The organism is Rhizobium sp. KNZ14-9A (assembly GCF_056755015.1).
The window spans coordinates 4,169,946-4,187,717 of sequence record NZ_JBPGXB010000002.1; the positions used below are offsets into that span (position 1 = coordinate 4,169,946).

General features: G+C 60.3%; 16 protein-coding genes, 1 pseudogene and 1 riboswitch. Of the genes and pseudogenes, 10 read left to right on the forward strand and 7 right to left on the reverse strand.

Annotation, left to right across the window (positions count from 1 at the left end):
• Nucleotides 1-2 precede the first annotated feature (2 nt).
• The 4 genes from ACR9ZQ_RS27415 to ACR9ZQ_RS27430 form a co-directional block, all read right to left on the reverse strand.
• Nucleotides 3-758, reverse strand: a complete 756-nt coding sequence (locus tag ACR9ZQ_RS27415) for an ABC transporter ATP-binding protein (protein WP_481429082.1) — start codon at nucleotides 756-758, stop codon at nucleotides 3-5.
• Nucleotides 755-1,546, reverse strand: coding sequence for an ABC transporter permease (locus ACR9ZQ_RS27420; RefSeq protein WP_113324246.1), 792 nt, complete (start codon nucleotides 1,544-1,546; stop codon nucleotides 755-757). The genes ACR9ZQ_RS27415 and ACR9ZQ_RS27420 overlap by 4 nt, the downstream gene beginning before the upstream one ends.
• 14 nt (nucleotides 1,547-1,560) lie before the next feature.
• On the reverse strand, nucleotides 1,561-2,169 hold the full coding sequence (locus ACR9ZQ_RS27425) for a YkoF family thiamine/hydroxymethylpyrimidine-binding protein (RefSeq protein WP_481429083.1): 609 nt from the start codon (nucleotides 2,167-2,169) through the stop codon (nucleotides 1,561-1,563).
• Nucleotides 2,160-2,273, reverse strand: a riboswitch (TPP riboswitch). It overlaps the preceding gene by 10 nt.
• A gap of 185 nt (nucleotides 2,274-2,458) precedes the next feature.
• Nucleotides 2,459-3,034 carry an NADPH-dependent FMN reductase gene (locus ACR9ZQ_RS27430; protein WP_310384938.1) on the reverse strand — a complete coding sequence of 192 codons (576 nt, stop codon included), beginning with the start codon at nucleotides 3,032-3,034 and terminating at the stop codon, nucleotides 2,459-2,461.
• Between the two features lie 81 nt (nucleotides 3,035-3,115).
• Between ACR9ZQ_RS27430 and soxR the strand changes: the two genes are divergently transcribed.
• The 10 genes from soxR (at nucleotide 3,116) to ACR9ZQ_RS27480 (ending at nucleotide 13,712) form a co-directional block, all read left to right on the forward strand.
• Nucleotides 3,116-3,580, forward strand: a complete 465-nt coding sequence (soxR, locus tag ACR9ZQ_RS27435) for a redox-sensitive transcriptional activator SoxR (RefSeq protein WP_481429084.1) — start codon at nucleotides 3,116-3,118, stop codon at nucleotides 3,578-3,580.
• Nucleotides 3,581-3,666: 86 nt separating this feature from the next.
• Nucleotides 3,667-4,437 (forward strand): SDR family NAD(P)-dependent oxidoreductase, encoded by a 771-nt coding sequence (locus ACR9ZQ_RS27440; protein ID WP_481429085.1) that lies wholly within the window; start codon nucleotides 3,667-3,669, stop codon nucleotides 4,435-4,437.
• A gap of 101 nt (nucleotides 4,438-4,538) precedes the next feature.
• On the forward strand, nucleotides 4,539-4,880 hold the full coding sequence (locus ACR9ZQ_RS27445) for an ArsR/SmtB family transcription factor (RefSeq protein WP_113324241.1): 342 nt from the start codon (nucleotides 4,539-4,541) through the stop codon (nucleotides 4,878-4,880).
• A 74-nt stretch (nucleotides 4,881-4,954) separates the two neighbouring features.
• The gene (locus tag ACR9ZQ_RS27450) at nucleotides 4,955-5,848 is read left to right on the forward strand and encodes a LysR family transcriptional regulator (protein WP_113324240.1); all 894 of its coding nucleotides are present in this window, start codon (nucleotides 4,955-4,957) and stop codon (nucleotides 5,846-5,848) included.
• Nucleotides 5,849-5,983: 135 nt separating this feature from the next.
• The gene (locus ACR9ZQ_RS27455; RefSeq protein ID WP_481429086.1) at nucleotides 5,984-6,463 is read left to right on the forward strand and encodes a formate dehydrogenase subunit gamma; all 480 of its coding nucleotides are present in this window, start codon (nucleotides 5,984-5,986) and stop codon (nucleotides 6,461-6,463) included.
• The gene (locus tag ACR9ZQ_RS27460; protein ID WP_481429087.1) at nucleotides 6,460-8,016 is read left to right on the forward strand and encodes a formate dehydrogenase beta subunit; all 1,557 of its coding nucleotides are present in this window, start codon (nucleotides 6,460-6,462) and stop codon (nucleotides 8,014-8,016) included. Before ACR9ZQ_RS27455 ends, ACR9ZQ_RS27460 begins: the two co-directional genes overlap by 4 nt.
• A 3-nt stretch (nucleotides 8,017-8,019) precedes the next feature.
• Nucleotides 8,020-10,899, forward strand: a complete 2,880-nt coding sequence (gene fdhF / locus ACR9ZQ_RS27465) for a formate dehydrogenase subunit alpha (RefSeq protein ID WP_481429088.1) — start codon at nucleotides 8,020-8,022, stop codon at nucleotides 10,897-10,899.
• Nucleotides 10,899-11,726, forward strand: coding sequence for a formate dehydrogenase accessory sulfurtransferase FdhD (gene fdhD / locus ACR9ZQ_RS27470; RefSeq protein WP_481429089.1), 828 nt, complete (start codon nucleotides 10,899-10,901; stop codon nucleotides 11,724-11,726). Before fdhF ends, fdhD begins: the two co-directional genes overlap by 1 nt.
• Nucleotides 11,716-11,961 carry a formate dehydrogenase subunit delta gene (locus tag ACR9ZQ_RS27475; protein ID WP_310384922.1) on the forward strand — a complete coding sequence of 82 codons (246 nt, stop codon included), beginning with the start codon at nucleotides 11,716-11,718 and terminating at the stop codon, nucleotides 11,959-11,961. Before fdhD ends, ACR9ZQ_RS27475 begins: the two co-directional genes overlap by 11 nt.
• Before the next feature lie 92 nt (nucleotides 11,962-12,053).
• Nucleotides 12,054-13,712 (forward strand): OFA family MFS transporter, encoded by a 1,659-nt coding sequence (locus tag ACR9ZQ_RS27480; RefSeq protein ID WP_113324234.1) that lies wholly within the window; start codon nucleotides 12,054-12,056, stop codon nucleotides 13,710-13,712.
• 249 nt (nucleotides 13,713-13,961) lie between these two features.
• On the opposite strand, the gene ACR9ZQ_RS27485 is transcribed toward ACR9ZQ_RS27480, so the two are convergent.
• The 3 genes and pseudogenes from ACR9ZQ_RS27485 to rocD form a co-directional block, all read right to left on the reverse strand.
• Nucleotides 13,962-14,438: a chemotaxis protein CheW gene (locus ACR9ZQ_RS27485; RefSeq protein ID WP_113324233.1), complete on the reverse strand. Its 477-nt coding sequence runs from the start codon at nucleotides 14,436-14,438 to the stop codon at nucleotides 13,962-13,964.
• Complete coding sequence (locus ACR9ZQ_RS27490) at nucleotides 14,438-16,228, reverse strand: methyl-accepting chemotaxis protein (protein WP_113324232.1); 1,791 nt, start codon at nucleotides 16,226-16,228, stop codon at nucleotides 14,438-14,440. The genes ACR9ZQ_RS27485 and ACR9ZQ_RS27490 overlap by 1 nt, the downstream gene beginning before the upstream one ends.
• A gap of 343 nt (nucleotides 16,229-16,571) precedes the next feature.
• Nucleotides 16,572-17,770 (reverse strand): annotated as a pseudogene (gene rocD, locus ACR9ZQ_RS27495) (ornithine--oxo-acid transaminase).
• Nucleotides 17,771-17,772: the final 2 nt, after the last annotated feature.

Below are 17,772 nucleotides of genomic sequence, written 5' to 3' on the forward strand. Positions count from 1 at the left end.
CCTCAGGTTCTTTGCGGATGCAGCAATGTTTGAAGAATTTCGGTTTCGATCGCCTGGGCGGCCGGGGAGCCGAGATCGGCAAGCGTGCGCGGCCTTTTCAGCGGCACTTCGAACTCCCTGATCACGGCCGCCGGGCGGGCAGAAAGCACATAGATGCGGTCAGACAGGAAAACGGCTTCCCGCACATCATGGGTGATCAGCAGGGCCGTCCAGCGATGATCGGTCCACATGCCCTGCAGCCATTCCTGCATCTGGGTGCGGGTCAGCGCGTCGAGTGCCCCGAAGGGCTCGTCGAGCAGCAGCATGTCCTGCCGCTGGATCACGGTGCGCAGCAGGGCCGCGCGCTGGCGCATGCCGCCTGAAAGGGCCGCGGGATAGTGATTTTCGAAACCGGCAAGGCCGAAGCGTTCAAAGAGAGGGGCGGCAACCGCTCGTGCCTGGCTGCGGCGCATACCGTGCACTTCGAGGCCAAGGATCGCATTGTCGATGACGCTTCGCCACGGCATCAGCGCATCGCGCTGGGGCATGAAGGCGAATGCGTGCGCCGCTTGCGAAAGCGACATGCCGTCAAAGAGAATGTGGCCTTTATCGGCCTGCAGCGCCTGTGTCAGCAAACGGAGGATCGTCGATTTGCCGGAGCCGGAGGGGCCGACGATCGAGACGAATTCTCCTCTGGCGATATGAAGAGAAATGTCCTCCAGCACTTCCATGCCGTCGAAGGATTTCGAGACGTTCTTCAGCTCAAGCATCCCGCTCATGGGCGTTTCTCCGCAGGAGATTGCCAGGGCATGACGAAACGCTGCACCGCCAGCGTGAGACCGAAGAGGCAGAGGGTGAGGAGGGCGCTCACGACGACGGCGGCAAGCACGAGGTCGGGCCGGAAATTGTTCTTGGCATTGAGGATATAGATCCCGAGGCCACGTGCGGCACCTGCATATTCGGCAAAGATGGCGCCGACCACGGCATAGGTGATCGAAATGCGCAGGCCGGCAAAGAAGAAGGGCATGGCGGAGGGAAGCCTCGCCAGGCAGAAGATGCGCCAGCGGCTTGCCTTCATGGAACTCAGAAGCTCGGCGATATCTCGGTCCGTCGCTTCATAGCCCTGCAGCAGGGCTACCAGCAGCGGAAAGAAAGTGACGAGAGCAACGAGCAGAAGCTTCGGCAGCAGCCCGAAACCGAACCAGAGCACGACCAAGGGGGCAATCGCGACCAGCGGCAATGTCTGGCTGACGATGAAGAGCGGCAGCAGCGCGCGGCGCATGAAGGGCACGAAATCCATCAGCACAGACGAGGCGAAGGCGAAGACCAGCGACAAAGCGAAACCGCCGAGCGTCGCGCCAAGCGTCGGCCAGGTGTTGTCGAGCAGCGCCTGCCTGTTCAGCCAGCCTTGTGTCAGGATGCGCGAAGGCGAGGGCAGAATGGAGGGCTTGATGCCGGAGAGATCGACATAGAGCTCCCAGACGGCCAGGAAGGCAAACACGGCAAGAATGGCGGGCAAGGCCCGCCTCAGTGGCGCAAATGTCGAATCCGGTTTCGATAAGGTCATTGCCGTCAAGCGTCTCAGGCTTTGCTCGGGCTGTTCGCGGAGACCGTGATATCCAGCGTCACATGGCCTTCGGGATCGCCAAAGCGATAGAAGGCTTCATGGATGGTCGCGAAGATCGCGCCGGCATCGCCGCACAGCTTGGTGCAGAAATTCTTGGAGCGGTCAAATGTGCCCGAGCGCTTCAGGAAATCGATGCAGCCGTAGATCTCGTCCATATGGGTGCCCGTTCCCATAACGTACAGAGAAAATTGGGCGGCCGTTGGCTGGCCGGTTTCTGTGGTGTCCTTGACTGCCGCGATCGCGGCTTCCACTCGCTCGGCGAGCGGCTCGGATCGGCTGGAAGACAGGCCGGCGCCACAGATCGCATCATCCGGTTCGCCGGGGCAGCCCCGCGAGATCGCTGCGGACAATACGCAATGCTCGCCGCTTGCGGCAGCCGAGACGAAGAGGTCGCGCATGGCGGCAAACAACACGTCGGGCGGGCCGACCATCAGCGTGGAAATATCGTCGGTTTCGATGCGAAGATGATCACGATAGGGATCGAGAGCCTTGATAGCGTCAAGGATGATGCCGACGAAATTGCCGGACATCGGATATAGAGACACTTGTGCGCCGGAAAACATTTGGACCTCGCTCCGCTGGCATTACCCAGATCAGCTTTGAAGGGTCCGGAGGCATGCGCCTCACATCTCAGCCCCGGCAATTCGGAGCTCCCCCGTGAAATTGTGGCGGAAGCTAGCACCGGGCCTGCGATACCGCAACCGTAAAATTCCTATCCGGCTACACGGTCGGAAAGGGCCAGGGCAGTTCGGACGCAGCTGTCAAGTGTTGGGAGGAACACCCGGACGGAGGTCCTGTCCGGGTGCCCAGCCGGTTCCGTACCTGCCAGAGACGGAATCGGATGTCGTTGTCTCAGGCGGCGATGCCGGCATAAGGAGTGTCGCTGCGGGCGGCGATCAGTGCCTCAGTCCACCATTGCAACTGGGCCATCATTCGGGAAAGCCGGCGCAACGCATCTTCGGTATCCTGCAGTCGGCCTTCATTGTCGAAACGGCGCCAGGGGGAATTGAAGCTGACGGCATCGCAGATCGTGACGGCGTGAAGCTCCGCAAAGACGAGGCGGAGCTGTTCGACCGCCCGCAATCCGCCGGAGACGCCGCCATAGCAGAGGAAGGCGATCGGCTTGCCGTGCCACGGCTCGGCGAAGAGATCGATGAGGAATTTCAGGGAAGCGGTGAAGCTGTGGTTATATTCCGGCGTGACGAGGATGAAGCCATCGGCCTGATGGAGCCTGTCAGCAAGCCGCCTGGCCTCCGGATGATGCGGTACATGCTCTCGCGGCAGCGAGAATGCCAGCGGGTCGATGATGTCGATCTCGAATTGTGGAAAGCGGGACAACTCTCTTTCGAGCCATTTCACAACCCTGTCGCAGATGCGCCCCTCGCGCGTGCTGCCGTAGATGACCGCAAGCCTCATGGGTTTCTGCATGCATTGCTCCTTCTCGTTGCGGCTTTACGGCCTCGGGAGCGGAGTCTATAAAACCTCGACTAATATTGAGGTCAATAGGCGATGCAGCAAAATCCGGCATTCTCCTTGAGCAGGCTCCTGACGGTGGGCGAGGTGGCAGAGCGCAGCGGACTTGCGGTTTCTGCCCTGCATTTCTACGAGGCGAAGGGGCTGATCTCCAGCATCCGCACCCGCGGCAACCAGCGCCGGTACGGCCGCGATGTGCTACGGCGCCTCGGCATTATCAAGGTGGCGCAACGGGTCGGCATTCCGCTTGCCGAAATCCAGACTGCCTTCGAAACCCTGCCGCAGAGCCGGACGCCGACAGTCGGGGACTGGCAGAAACTGTCGGCGCTCTGGAAGGATGATCTCGATGCGCGCATCAAGCAGCTGAGCCTGCTGCGTGACCATCTGACGAGCTGTATTGGCTGCGGCTGTCTCTCGATCGACGCCTGCCCGCTGCGCAATCCCTTCGACGTGCTCGGCAGACAAGGCACCGGTGCGCGGCTTCTCGACCCGGGGGCTTAGACCTTCGGGCTTTCTTTTGGCTGATGACCGCATATGTTGGGCCTGATAGCGCAAGCGGCGGGCCGGCCCGCAAGGAGGAGAGCTTCGTGTTTCATCCCAAATTGTTCGAAAACCGCAATGTCGTCGTGACAGGTGCTGGCCGCGGTATCGGCCTCGAAGTTGCCCGACAGTTTCTGGATTGCGGTGCGCGCGTGCTTGTCCATACCGGGCGCCATGGGGAACGCGAACTGCCGGATTTTCTCCTGACCGCCGAATCGGAGCGCCGGGCATTGCTGTTACCGGCAGATTTCCTGCAGCCGGGCGGGGCTGCGGAGTTTGCGGAAGAGGCGCTCGAATTCTTCGACAAGGTGCATGTGTTGGTCAACAATGCTGGCACGATGTATGGGCGTTTTCCAGCCGGTGAGCTAACCGATACCGATTATGAGACTGTCGTGCGCCTCAACCAGACGTCGGTGGTGGAGTTGACGCGGGCGCTGCTTCCGGCGCTCCGGGCGGCAGGGGGCGCTGCTATCGTCAACACGGTTTCGATTTCGGCGCTGACGGGCGGAAGCCCCGGTTCTGCAATATATTCCGCATCGAAGGCATTTGTTGCGACCTATTCGAAAGCGCTGGCCCGAGAGCTTGCGCCTGATGGTATCAGGGTCAACTGCGTCTCGCCCGGCACGATCGAAACCGATTTCCATGCACGCTATTCATCGCGTGAAAAGCTGGAGCAGACGCGCAAGTCGATCCCACTACAGCGGCTCGGAACAGCAGAGGATTGTGCCCCCGCCTATCTCTTCCTGGCGGCTCCATCACTCTCAGGTTACATCACGGGTCAAGTCCTGGAGATCAATGGTGGCCAGCTTATTTGCTGATTTGTTTGGACTTTTTTTGGTATTTCGCGACATTTGACGAATTCGCTTCTGCGAATATGATATTGTACTGATCTATCCTATTACCTCCTTCCGAGAAGCAAATGCCATTGCCTAAACCGAAGCCGGGCATGACTGGCCAGGACTTGCAGAAGCTTGCTGACAAAGCCCACGAGGCGAGCGATCTCCTGAAGGCGCTAGCCCATCAGACCCGGTTGCTCATCCTCTGTATCCTGTCGGAAGGGGAAAAGACGGTCGGCGAAATCGAGGATATCCTTGGAATACAGCAGGCTATGGTGTCCCAGCAGCTTGCGCGACTGAGGCTCGAAGGCCTCGTCAATACGCGGCGCGACGGGCGGCTTGTCTATTACAGCATGGGCAACGAAAGCGTCATGGCTTTCCTCGAATCACTTTTCAGTCTCTTTCCGGTTGCCGAGACGGGCTGAGCCTGCCAGCTCTTGCGAAGCCGAACGGCAAGCCGCAAAGATAGGCCTCATGCCGAATTCGGCAGGGAGGCCGGATGATCGACAAGCTGGAATTCTTCATCGCACTCGCTAACGAGAAACATTTCGGTCGTGCGGCAGAGGAATGCGGCGTTTCCCAACCCACGCTCTCGGCCGCCATTCGCCAGCTGGAAGATCAGCTGGGCGTCATGCTGGTGCAGCGTGGCTCCCGCTTTCAAGGATTGACGCCGGAAGGACAGCGTGTGCTCGAATGGGCGCGCCGCATCGTCGGGGACACGCGCACGATGCGCGAGGAAATGCGCGCCGCCCGCAAGGGTCTCTCCGGCCATCTGCGTCTGGCGTCCATTCCGACCGCGCTCGCGATGCTGTCGCGAATCACAACGCCCTTCCAGGAACGGCATCCCGACGTCACCTTCTCCATCGTCTCGCGCAATTCGCTGCAGGTGCTGAGCATGCTCGAAAATCTCGAGATCGATGCCGGCGTCACCTATCTGGAAAACGAGCCGCTCGGGCGCGTCACTTCGGTGCCCCTCTATGCGGAGCGCTACAATCTCATCACCGCCGCCGGTAGTCCGCTCTCGGATCGCGAGAGTGTGACATGGCGTGAAGTGGGTGATCTTCGGCTTTGCCTATTGACGGCTGACATGCAGAACCGGCGTATCATCAACCGGCATTTGGCCGAGGCAGGCGCGACAGTCCATCCGACACTCGAATCGAATTCGATGATCGTGCTTTTTTCGCATGTGCGGACCGGCCGCTGGGCAAGCATCATGCCGCGTAACGTTGCGATATCATTCGGCTTTCCTGCGGAGATCCGGATGATCCCGATCGTCGAGCCGGAGGCGCACCATCTCGTTGGCCTTGTCGCTCCTTATCGGGAACCTTTCACGCCGCTTGTCTCCGCCTTGTTGCATGAAGCAAGAACACTCGTTGAAGACGCGGAACTTTGATAGAAAAAAACTATCAATCAACAAGACTGCTTTATTGATTGCAACCTGCTTCCCTGAGACAGTTCCCTAGAAATCGCAATGACATGGGGAGTTTTGCGGTTTCCAGGGAATGCGCAAGCCGAAGGGAGGCTGCTGATGAATATACGTATCGCCCAGGGCGATATCACCGGGCGTATCCGTTCGATCGTTGCTGATCTTCGATCCCTCGAAGGCCCACTGCTCCCCATTCTGCATGAGGTTCAGGACGAGTTCGGTTACGTACCGCAGGAGGCCCTGCCAGTCATCGCTGACGCGCTCAATCTTTCTCGCGCCGAGGTCCACGGTGTCGTAACCTTCTATCATGATTATCGTGATCATCCCGCCGGTCGGCACGTGCTGAAGCTCTGTCGCGCCGAAGCCTGCCAGTCGATGGGTGGCGATGCACTGGCCGAGCGTATCAAGACCCTGCTCGGCATCGATTTTCATCAGACGACACTCGACGGCAGCGTCACACTGGAACCTGTCTACTGTCTCGGTCTCTGTGCCTGCGCGCCGGCCGCCATGTTGGATGGCGAAGTGCATGGCCGCGTCGATGACGAACTGGCAGCCGAACTCGTCGAGGAGGCACGCCGATGACAGTGAAGATTTATGTTCCGCGCGATGCCGCAGCGCTGTCGCTCGGGGCCGAGAAGGTGGCAAAGGCGATTACCCAGGAGATCGCCGCCCGCGGCTTTGATGCGACCGTCGTGCGCAACGGCTCGCGCGGAATGTTCTGGCTGGAGCCGCTGGTCGAGGTCGAGATTTCCGGGAAACGGATCGGCTATGGGCGGGTCAAGGCGAAGGATGTCACCGGGCTGTTCGACGCGGGACTGATGGACGGCGGGGCGCATGCGCTCTGTCTTGGGGAGGTCGAAGACCTCCCGTTCCTGAAAAGCCAAATCCGTCTCACCTTTGCCCGCTGCGGCATTACCGATCCGCTTTCGCTTGACGACTACGAGGCCCATGGTGGGCTTGCCGGTCTTCGCCATGCAGTGTCGATGCAGCCTGCCGATGTCGTCAAGGAAGTCACCGATTCCGGCCTTCGCGGCCGCGGCGGCGCGGGCTTTCCGACCGGCATCAAATGGAAGACAGTGCTCGATGCGGCGGGTTCGCGCAAATATATCGTCTGCAATGCAGATGAGGGCGACAGCGGTACCTTTGCCGACCGGATGATCATGGAAGGCGATCCTTTCGTGCTCATCGAGGGCATGGCGATTGCCGGGCTTGCGACTGGCGCCACGAAAGGTTTCGTCTATACGCGTTCGGAATATCCGCATGCGATCGCCACGATGACGCAGGCGGTGGAAATCGCCCGAAAGGCTGGCATTCTGGGCGCTTCGGTGCTCGGCTCCGGCAAGGAATTCGACATGGAGATCCGCACCGGTGCGGGCGCCTATGTGTGCGGCGAGGAAACGGCGCTGCTCAACAGCCTCGAAGGCAAGCGGGGTATCGTGCGCGCCAAGCCGCCGCTGCCGGCGCATAAGGGCCTGTTCAACTGTCCGACCGTCATCAACAATGTCATCTCGCTCGCGTCCGTGCCTGTGATCATGGACAAGGGGGCCGCCTTCTATCGCGATTTCGGCATGGGCCGGTCACGCGGCACCATCCCGCTGCAGATCGCCGGCAATGTAAAATATGGCGGTCTCTACGAAACCGCCTTCGGTCTTTCGCTCGGCGATATCGTCGACAAGATCGGCGGCGGCACTGTGTCCGGCCGGCCGGTGAAGGCGGTGCAGGTGGGAGGGCCGCTTGGCGCCTATTTCCCGCGTGCGCTGTTCGATACCCCGTTCGACTATGAGGCCTTTGCCGCCAAGGATGGGCTTATCGGTCATGCTGGTCTGGTCGTCTTCGATGATACGGCCGACATGCTGAAGCAGGCACGCTTTGCGATGGAATTCTGCGCGGTCGAAAGCTGCGGCAAGTGCACGCCCTGCCGCATCGGCTCGACCCGCGGGGTCGAAACCGCAGACAAGATCGCCCAGGGCATCGAGCCCGAAAAGAACCGCGAACTGCTCGCAGATCTCTGCAACACGATGAAGTTCGGCTCGCTCTGTGCGCTCGGCGGCTTCACGCCCTATCCTGTCATGAGCGCGATGACGCATTTCCCGGACGATTTTGCTCCGGTCCCTCTCATTGAAGCAGCGGAATAGACCATGTCTCTTGTTCACGAAATCGACTACGGAACGCCGGCTTCGAAATCCGAAACGATGGTGACGCTGACCATCGACGGCCAGCAGGTGACGGTTCCTGAGGGAACCTCGATTATGCGCGCCTCCATGGAGGCTGGCATTCAGGTCCCGAAGCTCTGCGCGACCGATATGGTCGATGCCTTCGGTTCCTGCCGTCTCTGTCTGATCGAAATCGACGGCCGCAACGGAACGCCCGCCTCCTGCACCACGCCGGTGGCATCCGGCATCGTCGTCCATACGCAGACGGAGCGGCTGAAGAATATCCGCCGCGGCGTCATGGAGCTTTATATCTCCGACCATCCGCTCGACTGTCTGACCTGTGCAGCCAATGGTGATTGCGAGCTGCAGGACATGGCGGGCGCCGTCGGTCTGCGCGATGTGCGTTATGGCTATGAGGGCGACAATCATGTCAAGGCGCGCAACAGCGGCGAGATCAATCTGAAATGGATGCCGAAGGACGAGTCCAATCCGTACTTCACCTATGATCCGTCGAAGTGCATTGTCTGCTCTCGTTGCGTGCGCGCCTGCGAGGAGGTGCAAGGCACCTTTGCGCTGACGATCGAGGGGCGCGGCTTCGGCTCGCGTGTTTCGCCCGGCATGCACGAGCATTTCGTCGATTCCGAATGCGTGTCCTGCGGCGCCTGCGTGCAGGCCTGTCCGACCGCGACGCTGACGGAAAAATCAGTCATCCGCATCGGCCAGCCGGAACATTCGGCCGTTACGACATGCGCCTATTGCGGCGTCGGCTGCTCCTTCAAGGCGGAAATGCGTGGTGAAGAGCTGGTCCGCATGGTGCCGTGGAAGGATGGGCAGGCAAACCGCGGCCATTCCTGTGTCAAGGGGCGCTTTGCCTATGGCTACTCAACCCATAAGGACCGCATCCTCAACCCGATGATCCGCGAGAAGGTGACGGATCCCTGGCGTGAAGTGACCTGGGACGAGGCCTATGCCCATGTCGCTTCCGAGTTTCGCCGCATCCAGTATCAGTATGGCCGCGAAGCGATCGGCGGTATCACATCGTCCCGCTGCACCAATGAAGAGACTTACCTTGTCCAGAAGCTGATCCGCGCTGGCTTCGGCAACAACAATGTCGATACCTGCGCCCGCGTCTGCCATTCGCCGACAGGTTATGGACTGGGCCAGGCTTTCGGCACATCGGCTGGCACGCAGAATTTCGACAGCGTCGAACAGTCCGATGTGGTCATCATCATCGGTGCCAATCCGACCGACGGCCATCCGGTCTTCGGTTCGCGCCTGAAGAAGCGGCTGCGGCAGGGTGCCAAGCTTATTGTCATCGATCCGCGTCGTATCGATATTATCCGCTCGCCGCATGTGGAGGCATCTTTCCATCTGCCGCTGAAGCCCGGCACTAATGTCGCAATCATGACGGCGCTTGCGCATGTGATCGTGACCGAAGGCCTCTACGACGAGAAATTCATCCGCGAGCGTTGCGACTGGTCGGAGTTCGAGGATTGGGCGGCTTTTGTCGCCGAGCCGCAGCATAGCCCGGAAGCCGTCGAGAAGTTTACCGGTGTGAAGCCGGAAGATCTGCGCGGCGCTGCCCGGCTTTTCGCGACCGGCGGCAATGGCGCCATCTATTACGGTCTCGGCGTCACCGAACACAGCCAGGGCTCGACGACGGTCATGGCGATCGCCAACCTTGCCATGGCGACCGGCAATATCGGCCGTCCCGGCGTCGGTGTGAACCCGCTGCGTGGTCAGAACAATGTGCAGGGCTCCTGCGACATGGGCTCGTTCCCGCATGAGCTGCCGGGCTATCGCCACATCTCCGACGATGCGACGCGCGATATTTTCGAAAAGCTCTGGGGCGTGAAGCTCAACAACGAGCCGGGCCTGCGTATTCCGAACATGCTGGATGCTGCCGTCGATGGCTCTTTCAAGGGTATCTATATCCAGGGCGAAGACATTCTGCAGTCCGATCCGGACACCAAACATGTCGCCGCCGGCCTTGCCGCCATGGAATGCGTCGTCGTACAGGATCTCTTCCTTAACGAAACGGCGAACTATGCTCACGTCTTCCTACCGGGCTCTACCTTCCTGGAAAAGGACGGCACCTTTACCAATGCCGAGCGCCGTATCAACCGCGTGCGCAAGGTCATGACGCCACGCAACGGCTATGGCGACTGGGAAGTGACGCAGAAGCTCGCCCAGGCCATGGGCCTCGACTGGCACTATACGCATCCGTCCGAGATCATGGATGAGATTGCCGCGACGACGCCGAGCTTCGCTTCGGTCTCTTACGACTATCTCGACAAGATGGGCTCCGTTCAGTGGCCCTGCAACGAGCAGCATCCGCTCGGCTCGCCGATCATGCATGTGGATGGGTTCGTGCGCGGCAGGGGCAAGTTCATCCGCACGGAATATGTGGCAACCGACGAGCGCACAGGTCCGCGCTTCCCGCTGCTTCTCACCACCGGCCGCATTCTTAGCCAGTATAATGTCGGGGCGCAGACACGCCGCACCGATAATGTCATCTGGCACTCCGAAGACCGGCTGGAAATTCATCCGCATGATGCCGAACAGCGCGGCATCCGCGATGGCGATTGGGTGAAGCTCGGGAGCCGCTCCGGCGATACGACGCTCCGCGCATTGATCACCGATCGCGTGGCGCCCGGCGTCGTCTATACGACCTTCCACCATCCGGATACGCAGGCGAATGTCATCACGACGGACTTTTCCGACTGGGCGACCAACTGCCCGGAATACAAGGTGACGGCGGTGCAGGTTTCGCCTTCCAACGGCCCGTCCGAGTGGCAGGTCGAGTATGACGAGCAGGCCCGTCAGTCCCGCCGCATCGCCAGCAAGATGGAGGCGGCGGAATAATGACGGAAAGGCCGACCCGCATAAGCGTGACGGAGGTCGCCCGGAGGGGCGGCGTCATGACACGGGGCGAGCGTATCGTGCCCGAGGAAGTGCCGATCGCCTTTTCCTATGGCGGCAGTTCGCATGCGGTCATGATGGCCACGCCCGGCGATCTCGAGGATTTCGCGGTCGGCTTCAGCCTTACGGAGGGCATTATCACCGACCGCAGCCAGGTCGCTGGTGTCGAGTTCATCGAGGACGAGAAGGGTATCGACGTCCAGGTGACGCTTGTTGATGATGTCGAGGACGCGCTCAGAAAGCGGCGGCGCAGCATGGCGGGGCCTGTCGGCTGCGGTCTCTGCGGTATCGAGTCGATCGAGCAGGCGGTCAGGAAGGTGCCTGATGTTTCCAAGACCGAGCTGTCGCTGTCGCATGCCGATATCGTGCAGGCGATCGCGCTGCTCAACGATTCCCAGCCGCTGCATCGCGAGACGCGAGCCGTTCATGGCGCCGGCTTCTACATCCCCGGCAAGGGATTGATCGCCGTGCGTGAGGATGTCGGCCGGCACAATGCGCTCGATAAGCTCTGTGGCGCCGTCATCAGGGCGGGGCAGGCCGGCGCTTCCGGCGCTGTCGCTGTTACCAGCCGCCTATCCGTCGAAATGGTTCAGAAGACGGCGATCCTCGGCGCGCCCGTGCTGATCGCCATTTCCGCGCCGACCGCACTTGCCATCCGCACGGCCGAGGAAGCCGGCATGACGCTTGTCGCCCTCGTTCGCGGTGAGGATTTCGAGATTTTCACCCACCCGCATCGCCTGTCGCCAGGAAGCATCGCCGATGTCGCATGATACCAAGACCAAACTCGTCTATATGGCAAACCAGATCGCAACCTTCTTCAAGACACAGCCCGAAAGCGAGGCTGCGCAAGGGGTTGCAACGCATATGAACAAATTCTGGGAGCCGCGCATGCGGCGGCAACTCTTCGAAATCCTGGAAAAGGAAGATAGTGGCCTCGACGCGCTCGTGCTGCAGGCCGTTCCTCTGATCCGCAAACCGGAGCCGGCAGAACAGCCGCTTCGATAAATCAACATCGGCGCATGAAAGAGGGGAGGCGGGATCGACCCGCTTGCGCATGCGCTTGTGACAGCAAGGTCTGAATCAAGGAGGAGTTGTTCATGACTGCAGCGGATACAAGTTCGGGCGGCGTATTGACAGGTGTGGGTTTGCTGGATCGCGAAAGGATCATCGCAAGGCCCGGCTTCAATCGGTGGCTCGTGCCGCCGGCCGCGCTCGCCATCCATCTTTGCATCGGCATGGCCTATGGCTTCAGCGTGTTCTGGCTGCCGCTGTCGAAATCCCTCGGCATTACCGCTTCGACGGCCTGCCCGGATTTGACGCTCGTATCGGCGCTCTTCACCACGACCTGCGACTGGCGCGTCGCCGATCTTGGCTGGATCTATACGCTCTTCTTCGTGCTGCTCGGTTCGTCCGCTGCCATCTGGGGTGGCTGGCTGGAGCGGGTCGGTCCGCGCAAGGCGGGCGCCGTCTCGGCCTGCTGCTGGTGCGGCGGCATCATCATCGCGGCTTTCGGGGTCATTTCTCACCAGCTCTGGATCATGTGGATCGGCGCTGGCGTGATCGGCGGCATCGGCCTCGGTCTCGGCTACATTTCACCGGTTTCCACACTTATCAAATGGTTTCCGGACCGACGCGGCATGGCGACCGGCATGGCGATCATGGGCTTCGGTGGCGGTGCAATGATCGGCGCTCCGCTGGCCAACCTCCTGATGAACACCTTCAAGACGGATACGTCCGTCGGCGTCTGGCAGACCTTCATCGTCATGGCGGCCATCTATTTCGTCTTCATGATCGGCGGTGCCTTCGGGTACCGTATTCCGCCGACCGGCTGGCGTCCGGAAGGTTGGACCCCGCCCGCCACCAAGAGCACGATGATCACCACCAAACACGTGCATCTGCGCGATGCCCACAGGACGAAGCAGTTCTGGCTGATCTGGGCGGTGCTCTGCCTCAACGTGTCGGCTGGTATCGGCGTTATCGGCATGGCTTCGCCGATGCTGCAGGAAATCTTCGCCGGTTCGCTGATTGGGCTGCCGGATGTCGGCTTTGCGCAGCTTGATGCCGGTCAGAAGGCGTCGATTGCGACGATTGCTGCCGGCTTTGCCGGTCTGCTGTCGCTCTTCAACATCGGCGGGCGGTTCTTCTGGGCTTCGCTGTCCGACAAGATCGGCCGCAAGAATACCTATTATACTTTCTTCATCCTCGGCATCGTGCTCTATGCCGCAGCTCCGACGCTGGCGGATATGGGCAACAAGGCCCTCTTCGTGCTTGCCTTCGGCATCATCCTGTCGATGTATGGCGGTGGCTTCGCGACTATCCCGGCCTATCTCGCTGATATTTTCGGTACGCAGTTCGTCGGCGCCATTCATGGCCGTCTGCTGACGGCCTGGGCAACCGCCGGTATCGTCGGCCCTGTCGTCGTCAACTATATCCGCGAAGCACAGATCGCCGCCGGCGTAGCGCCCGGGCCGGCGCTCTATACGGGCACGATGTATATCCTTGCCTGCATGCTGGCGCTCGGCCTGGTCGCCAATGCTTTCGTGCGGCCGCTCTCCGACAAATGGTTCATGTCGGATGATGAAGTCGCTGCGCTTCAGGCGAGGAGCGCTGCGGTCAACGCTGGCCCCACGGGCTCTTTCGGCATTGGCACGGGCGGTCTCGATGCCAAGGCGGCGCTTGCCTGGGCCGTGGTCGGCATTCCGCTGCTCTGGGGCGTTTGGGTGACGCTGAAGGCGACGTTGGCATTGTTCGGCTAAAAACTCCCCTGCGGGAGCTGTAGAGAAACCGGAGTTGGAGGAGACCGGGCGGGAAGCGTGCTTCCCGCCCGGTTTTCAAGAGGATCAGTTCATTGCAAGAACAATCTTGCAAAGCTTGACGAGGCTGGCGTCGGAACCACTTGTCTCCAACGACGTCGCGGCAGCGAACCTCCGGCACACAACGAAAGCTTGAACAACAAAAACCGCCCTTGTGGAGCGGTTCCTCGTTCATGTCATATCGCGAAGCGATCAGGCGGCCAGTTCGTCCGTCTCGTTTTCCTTGAACATTTTTGCGAGGTTCAGGAAGCAGATCATGCCGTTTTCGGAAGCGATGATACCTTCGCAGAACGCGCGGTCGAAGGAAGCAGTCACTTCAGGAACGGGTTGAACATGGCTGGAAGAAATCGTCAGGATGTCGGAAACACGATCAACCAGCATGCCGATGACCATATTGTGCACTTCTGCGACGACAATGGCGCTGCGCTCATTGGCGACAGTGCTCTTCATGCCGAGCTTGTAGGCGAGGTCGATGATCGGGATGACCGAACCGCGCAGGTTCATGACACCGATGACATCTTCCGGAGAGTGCGGGATCGGCGTCGACGGCGCCCAGCCGCGGATTTCGCGGATGGTCGTGGTCTTCACGCAAAACTCCTGATCGTGCAGGCGGAAGGCAATGATTTCGAGCGTGTCGCCGCTGAAGCTAGTGGAGTTGATCGTGGCCATTAGAATTCTTCCCAACTATCGTAAGCCAGGGCAGAAGCGACAGCGCCACCATTGGCGCGGACGAGCTTTGCCTTCATACCACGCGATGGCTTTGCACCCGGCGAAGCATCGTTACGGTTATCGATGACATTAACGGAAGAGTGTTGCCCAAATCTAAACTGTGAGACGAGATTGCGAAGGTTTTCAGTCTCGGACGAAAGTCGGGCGCTTGCCGCCGTCGTCTCTTCCACCATGGCAGCATTCTGCTGTGTGCCCTGATCCATGATGTTGACGGCCTTGTTGATTTCCACAAGCCCGGTCGATTGTTCGCGCGAGGACTCGACGATCGCCGTGACGTTGACGTCGATATTGCCGACCTGGGCGACGATCCGTTCCAGTGCCTGGCCGGTCTGGCCGACAAGGTCGACACCGCTTTTCACGTGCTCTGAGGAGGTGGTAATGAGCGCCTTGATCTCCTTGGCGGCGCTGGCCGAGCGCTGTGCGAGTTCACGCACCTCCTGGGCGACGACGGCAAAACCCTTGCCGGCTTCGCCGGCACGCGCCGCCTCGACGCCGGCGTTCAGCGCCAGCAGGTTGGTCTGGAAAGCGATCTCGTCGATCACGCCGATGATATTGCTGATCTCGCGCGAGGATTTCTCGATCTGACCCATGGCGTCGACGGCCTTGCGGACGATACTGCCGGAATGTTCTGCGCCGCGCTTCGTTTCCGCGACAAGCCCGCCTGCTTCGGCGGCGCGGCCGGCGCTGTCGGCAACGGTCTGGGTGATTTCATCGAGTGCGGCGGCGGTTTCCTCGACGGTCGCGGCCTGCTGTTCGGTGCGTTTGGACAGCACGTCTGCGGCTTCCTTCGTTTCACGCGCACCGCTGGCGATCGCCTCGGCATTGTTGAGAACCGTGCGCATGGCGCTGCCGAGCCTGTCAATCGCGGCATTGAAATCGGTCCGGACCTTTTCCAGCGCGGGCGGGAAAGGATTTTCGACACGCTTCGTCAGATCGCCCTCGGCAAGCGCGGTCAGGCCGGTTGCCAGATCATCGACAGCACGGACGCGTTCGGTGACGTCGGTCGCGAATTTGACGACCTTGAAGATGCGTCCGCTCATGTCAAAGATAGGATTATAGGATGCCTGGATCCAGACGACTTTGCCGCCCTTGCCGATGCGCAGAAATTCCTCTGCGACGAACTGGCCGGCGGCAAGTTTCCTCCAGAATTCCTTATAGGCTTCGGAGCGCACATAGTCCGGCTCGCAGAACATGCTGTGGTGCTTGCCGCGGATCTCCTCCAGCCGGTAACCCATGACCGAGAGGAAATTGTCGTTCGCCAGCAGGATTTCGCCGTCCGGGGTGAACTCGATGACGGCTTGAGCCCGCGAGAGGGCAGCGATCTTGCCTTCGGCATCGGCAGCTCTCAGCTTGATGGCGGTCACGTCGCTTGCCAGCTTGACGATCTTGTAGGGTTTGCCGCCCGACATCAGCGGGTTGTAGCTAGCCTGGATCCAGACCTCGCGGCCATCCTTGCCGATACGCTTGTATTCACCGGCATCGAATTCGCCCCGACCGAGCTTCCGCCAGAATTCCCGGTAGGCTGCGGAGGCGACATAATCCGGCTCGCAGAAAATACTGTGATGCTTGCCGACAATGTCGCTGAGCTTGTAGCCCAGCACTCGGCAGAAATTCTCGTTTGCGTTCAGGATCTTTCCCTGCAGGTCGAATTCGATCGTCGCCTGCGATTTCATGAGAGCTGTGACGATCGCACGCGAATCCGGCGTCGCACCCAACGAAAACAATGCCATTTCAATCCCCCGACGTGTGATGGCAACCAGCCGATGTCTCGGAGAATGGTTCGGATTTCGCGCATGACGGGACGCAGTAAAGCTGCAGTTATCCGGCAATACTTGAAAGTCCGTCCCGCCTCGCAAACGCGGCGGATCGGCCCAATTCATTCGTGAAACCTACGGCCCAAGATGCGGAGCTGATTCTAGTCGCATCAATTAAATATCGTTTCTTGATTAAGAATTAGTAACCGAATCTACTTTCGATCGGATTTTGACAATTTCTCATGAATTCTAACAGATGAAAGCTAGTTTCATCCGAGAATATCCGGTGGTGGTTGTAAAGACAATCCGCAACTTTACTTTAGGTTATTGTCTTTTCAATTTGCGAGATCGCCCAATCGACCTGTTCCTTGGTGATGATCAACGGCGGCGCGAAGCGAATCGTGTGGTCGTGCGTGTCCTTGGCGAGGAGACCGCGATCCTTCAGGGCGTAGCAATATTGCCGGGCACCGCCGGCCTCCGGCTCCAATTCGACCGCGAGCATCAGGCCACGGCCGCGCACATCCTTGACGATGTTGGAGCGAATGGAGCGCAGACCTTCGAGGAAATAGTCGCCCATCGTCTCGGCGTTCTCGATCATTCCTTCTTCGGTCAGCACCTTCAGGGCCGCGCGGGCGACCGCACAGGCCAACGGGTTGCCGCCGAAGGTCGAGCCATGCTGGCCGGGCTTGAGCACGCCGAGGACTTCAGAATTCGAAAGCACGGCTGAAACAGGATAAAAGCCGCCGGAAAGCGCCTTGCCGATGAGCGTCACGTCGGCTTCGATACCTTCATGTTCTTCGGCGAGCAGCTTGCCGGTGCGCCCAAGGCCGGTCTGGATTTCGTCGAGGATGAGCGTGACGTTGTTTGCCGTGCAGAGTTCGCGCACGCGGGTGAAATAACCGGCCGGCGGAATGATGACGCCGGCCTCGCCCTGGATCGGCTCGATCAGTGCTGCGACGGTATTGGCATTGATGGCCGCCGCGAAAGCCTCTGCATCACCGAAGGGAACGATGCGGAAGCCCGGCGTATAAGGCCCGAAGCCGGTACGGGCGTCGGGATCAGTCGAGAAGCTGATGATGCTCAGTGTGCGGCCGTGGAAATTGTTGGCGCAGACGATGATCTCCGGCTTGCCCTCCGGGACGCCCTTCACCTCGTAGCCCCATTTGCGAACCGCCTTGATGGCGGTCTCGACGGCTTCCGCGCCGGAGTTCATCGGCAGGATCTTGTGGGAGCCAGTCAGTGCGGCCAGCTCTTCATAGAGATAGGCGAGCTGGTCGTTGCGGAAGGCGCGCGAGGTGAGTGTCAGGCGACCGGCCTGCTCGACCATGGCGGCAAGGATCTTCGGATGGCAATGGCCCTGGTTGACGGCAGAATAGGCCGAGAGGCAGTCGAGGTAGCGCTTGCCATCCGTATCCCAGACATGAACACCTTCCCCCGCGTCAGCACGACATCAAGCGGCTTGTAGTTATTGGCTCCAAGACGCTGTTCGGTGGCGATGAGGTTCGACGAGATGTTCATGG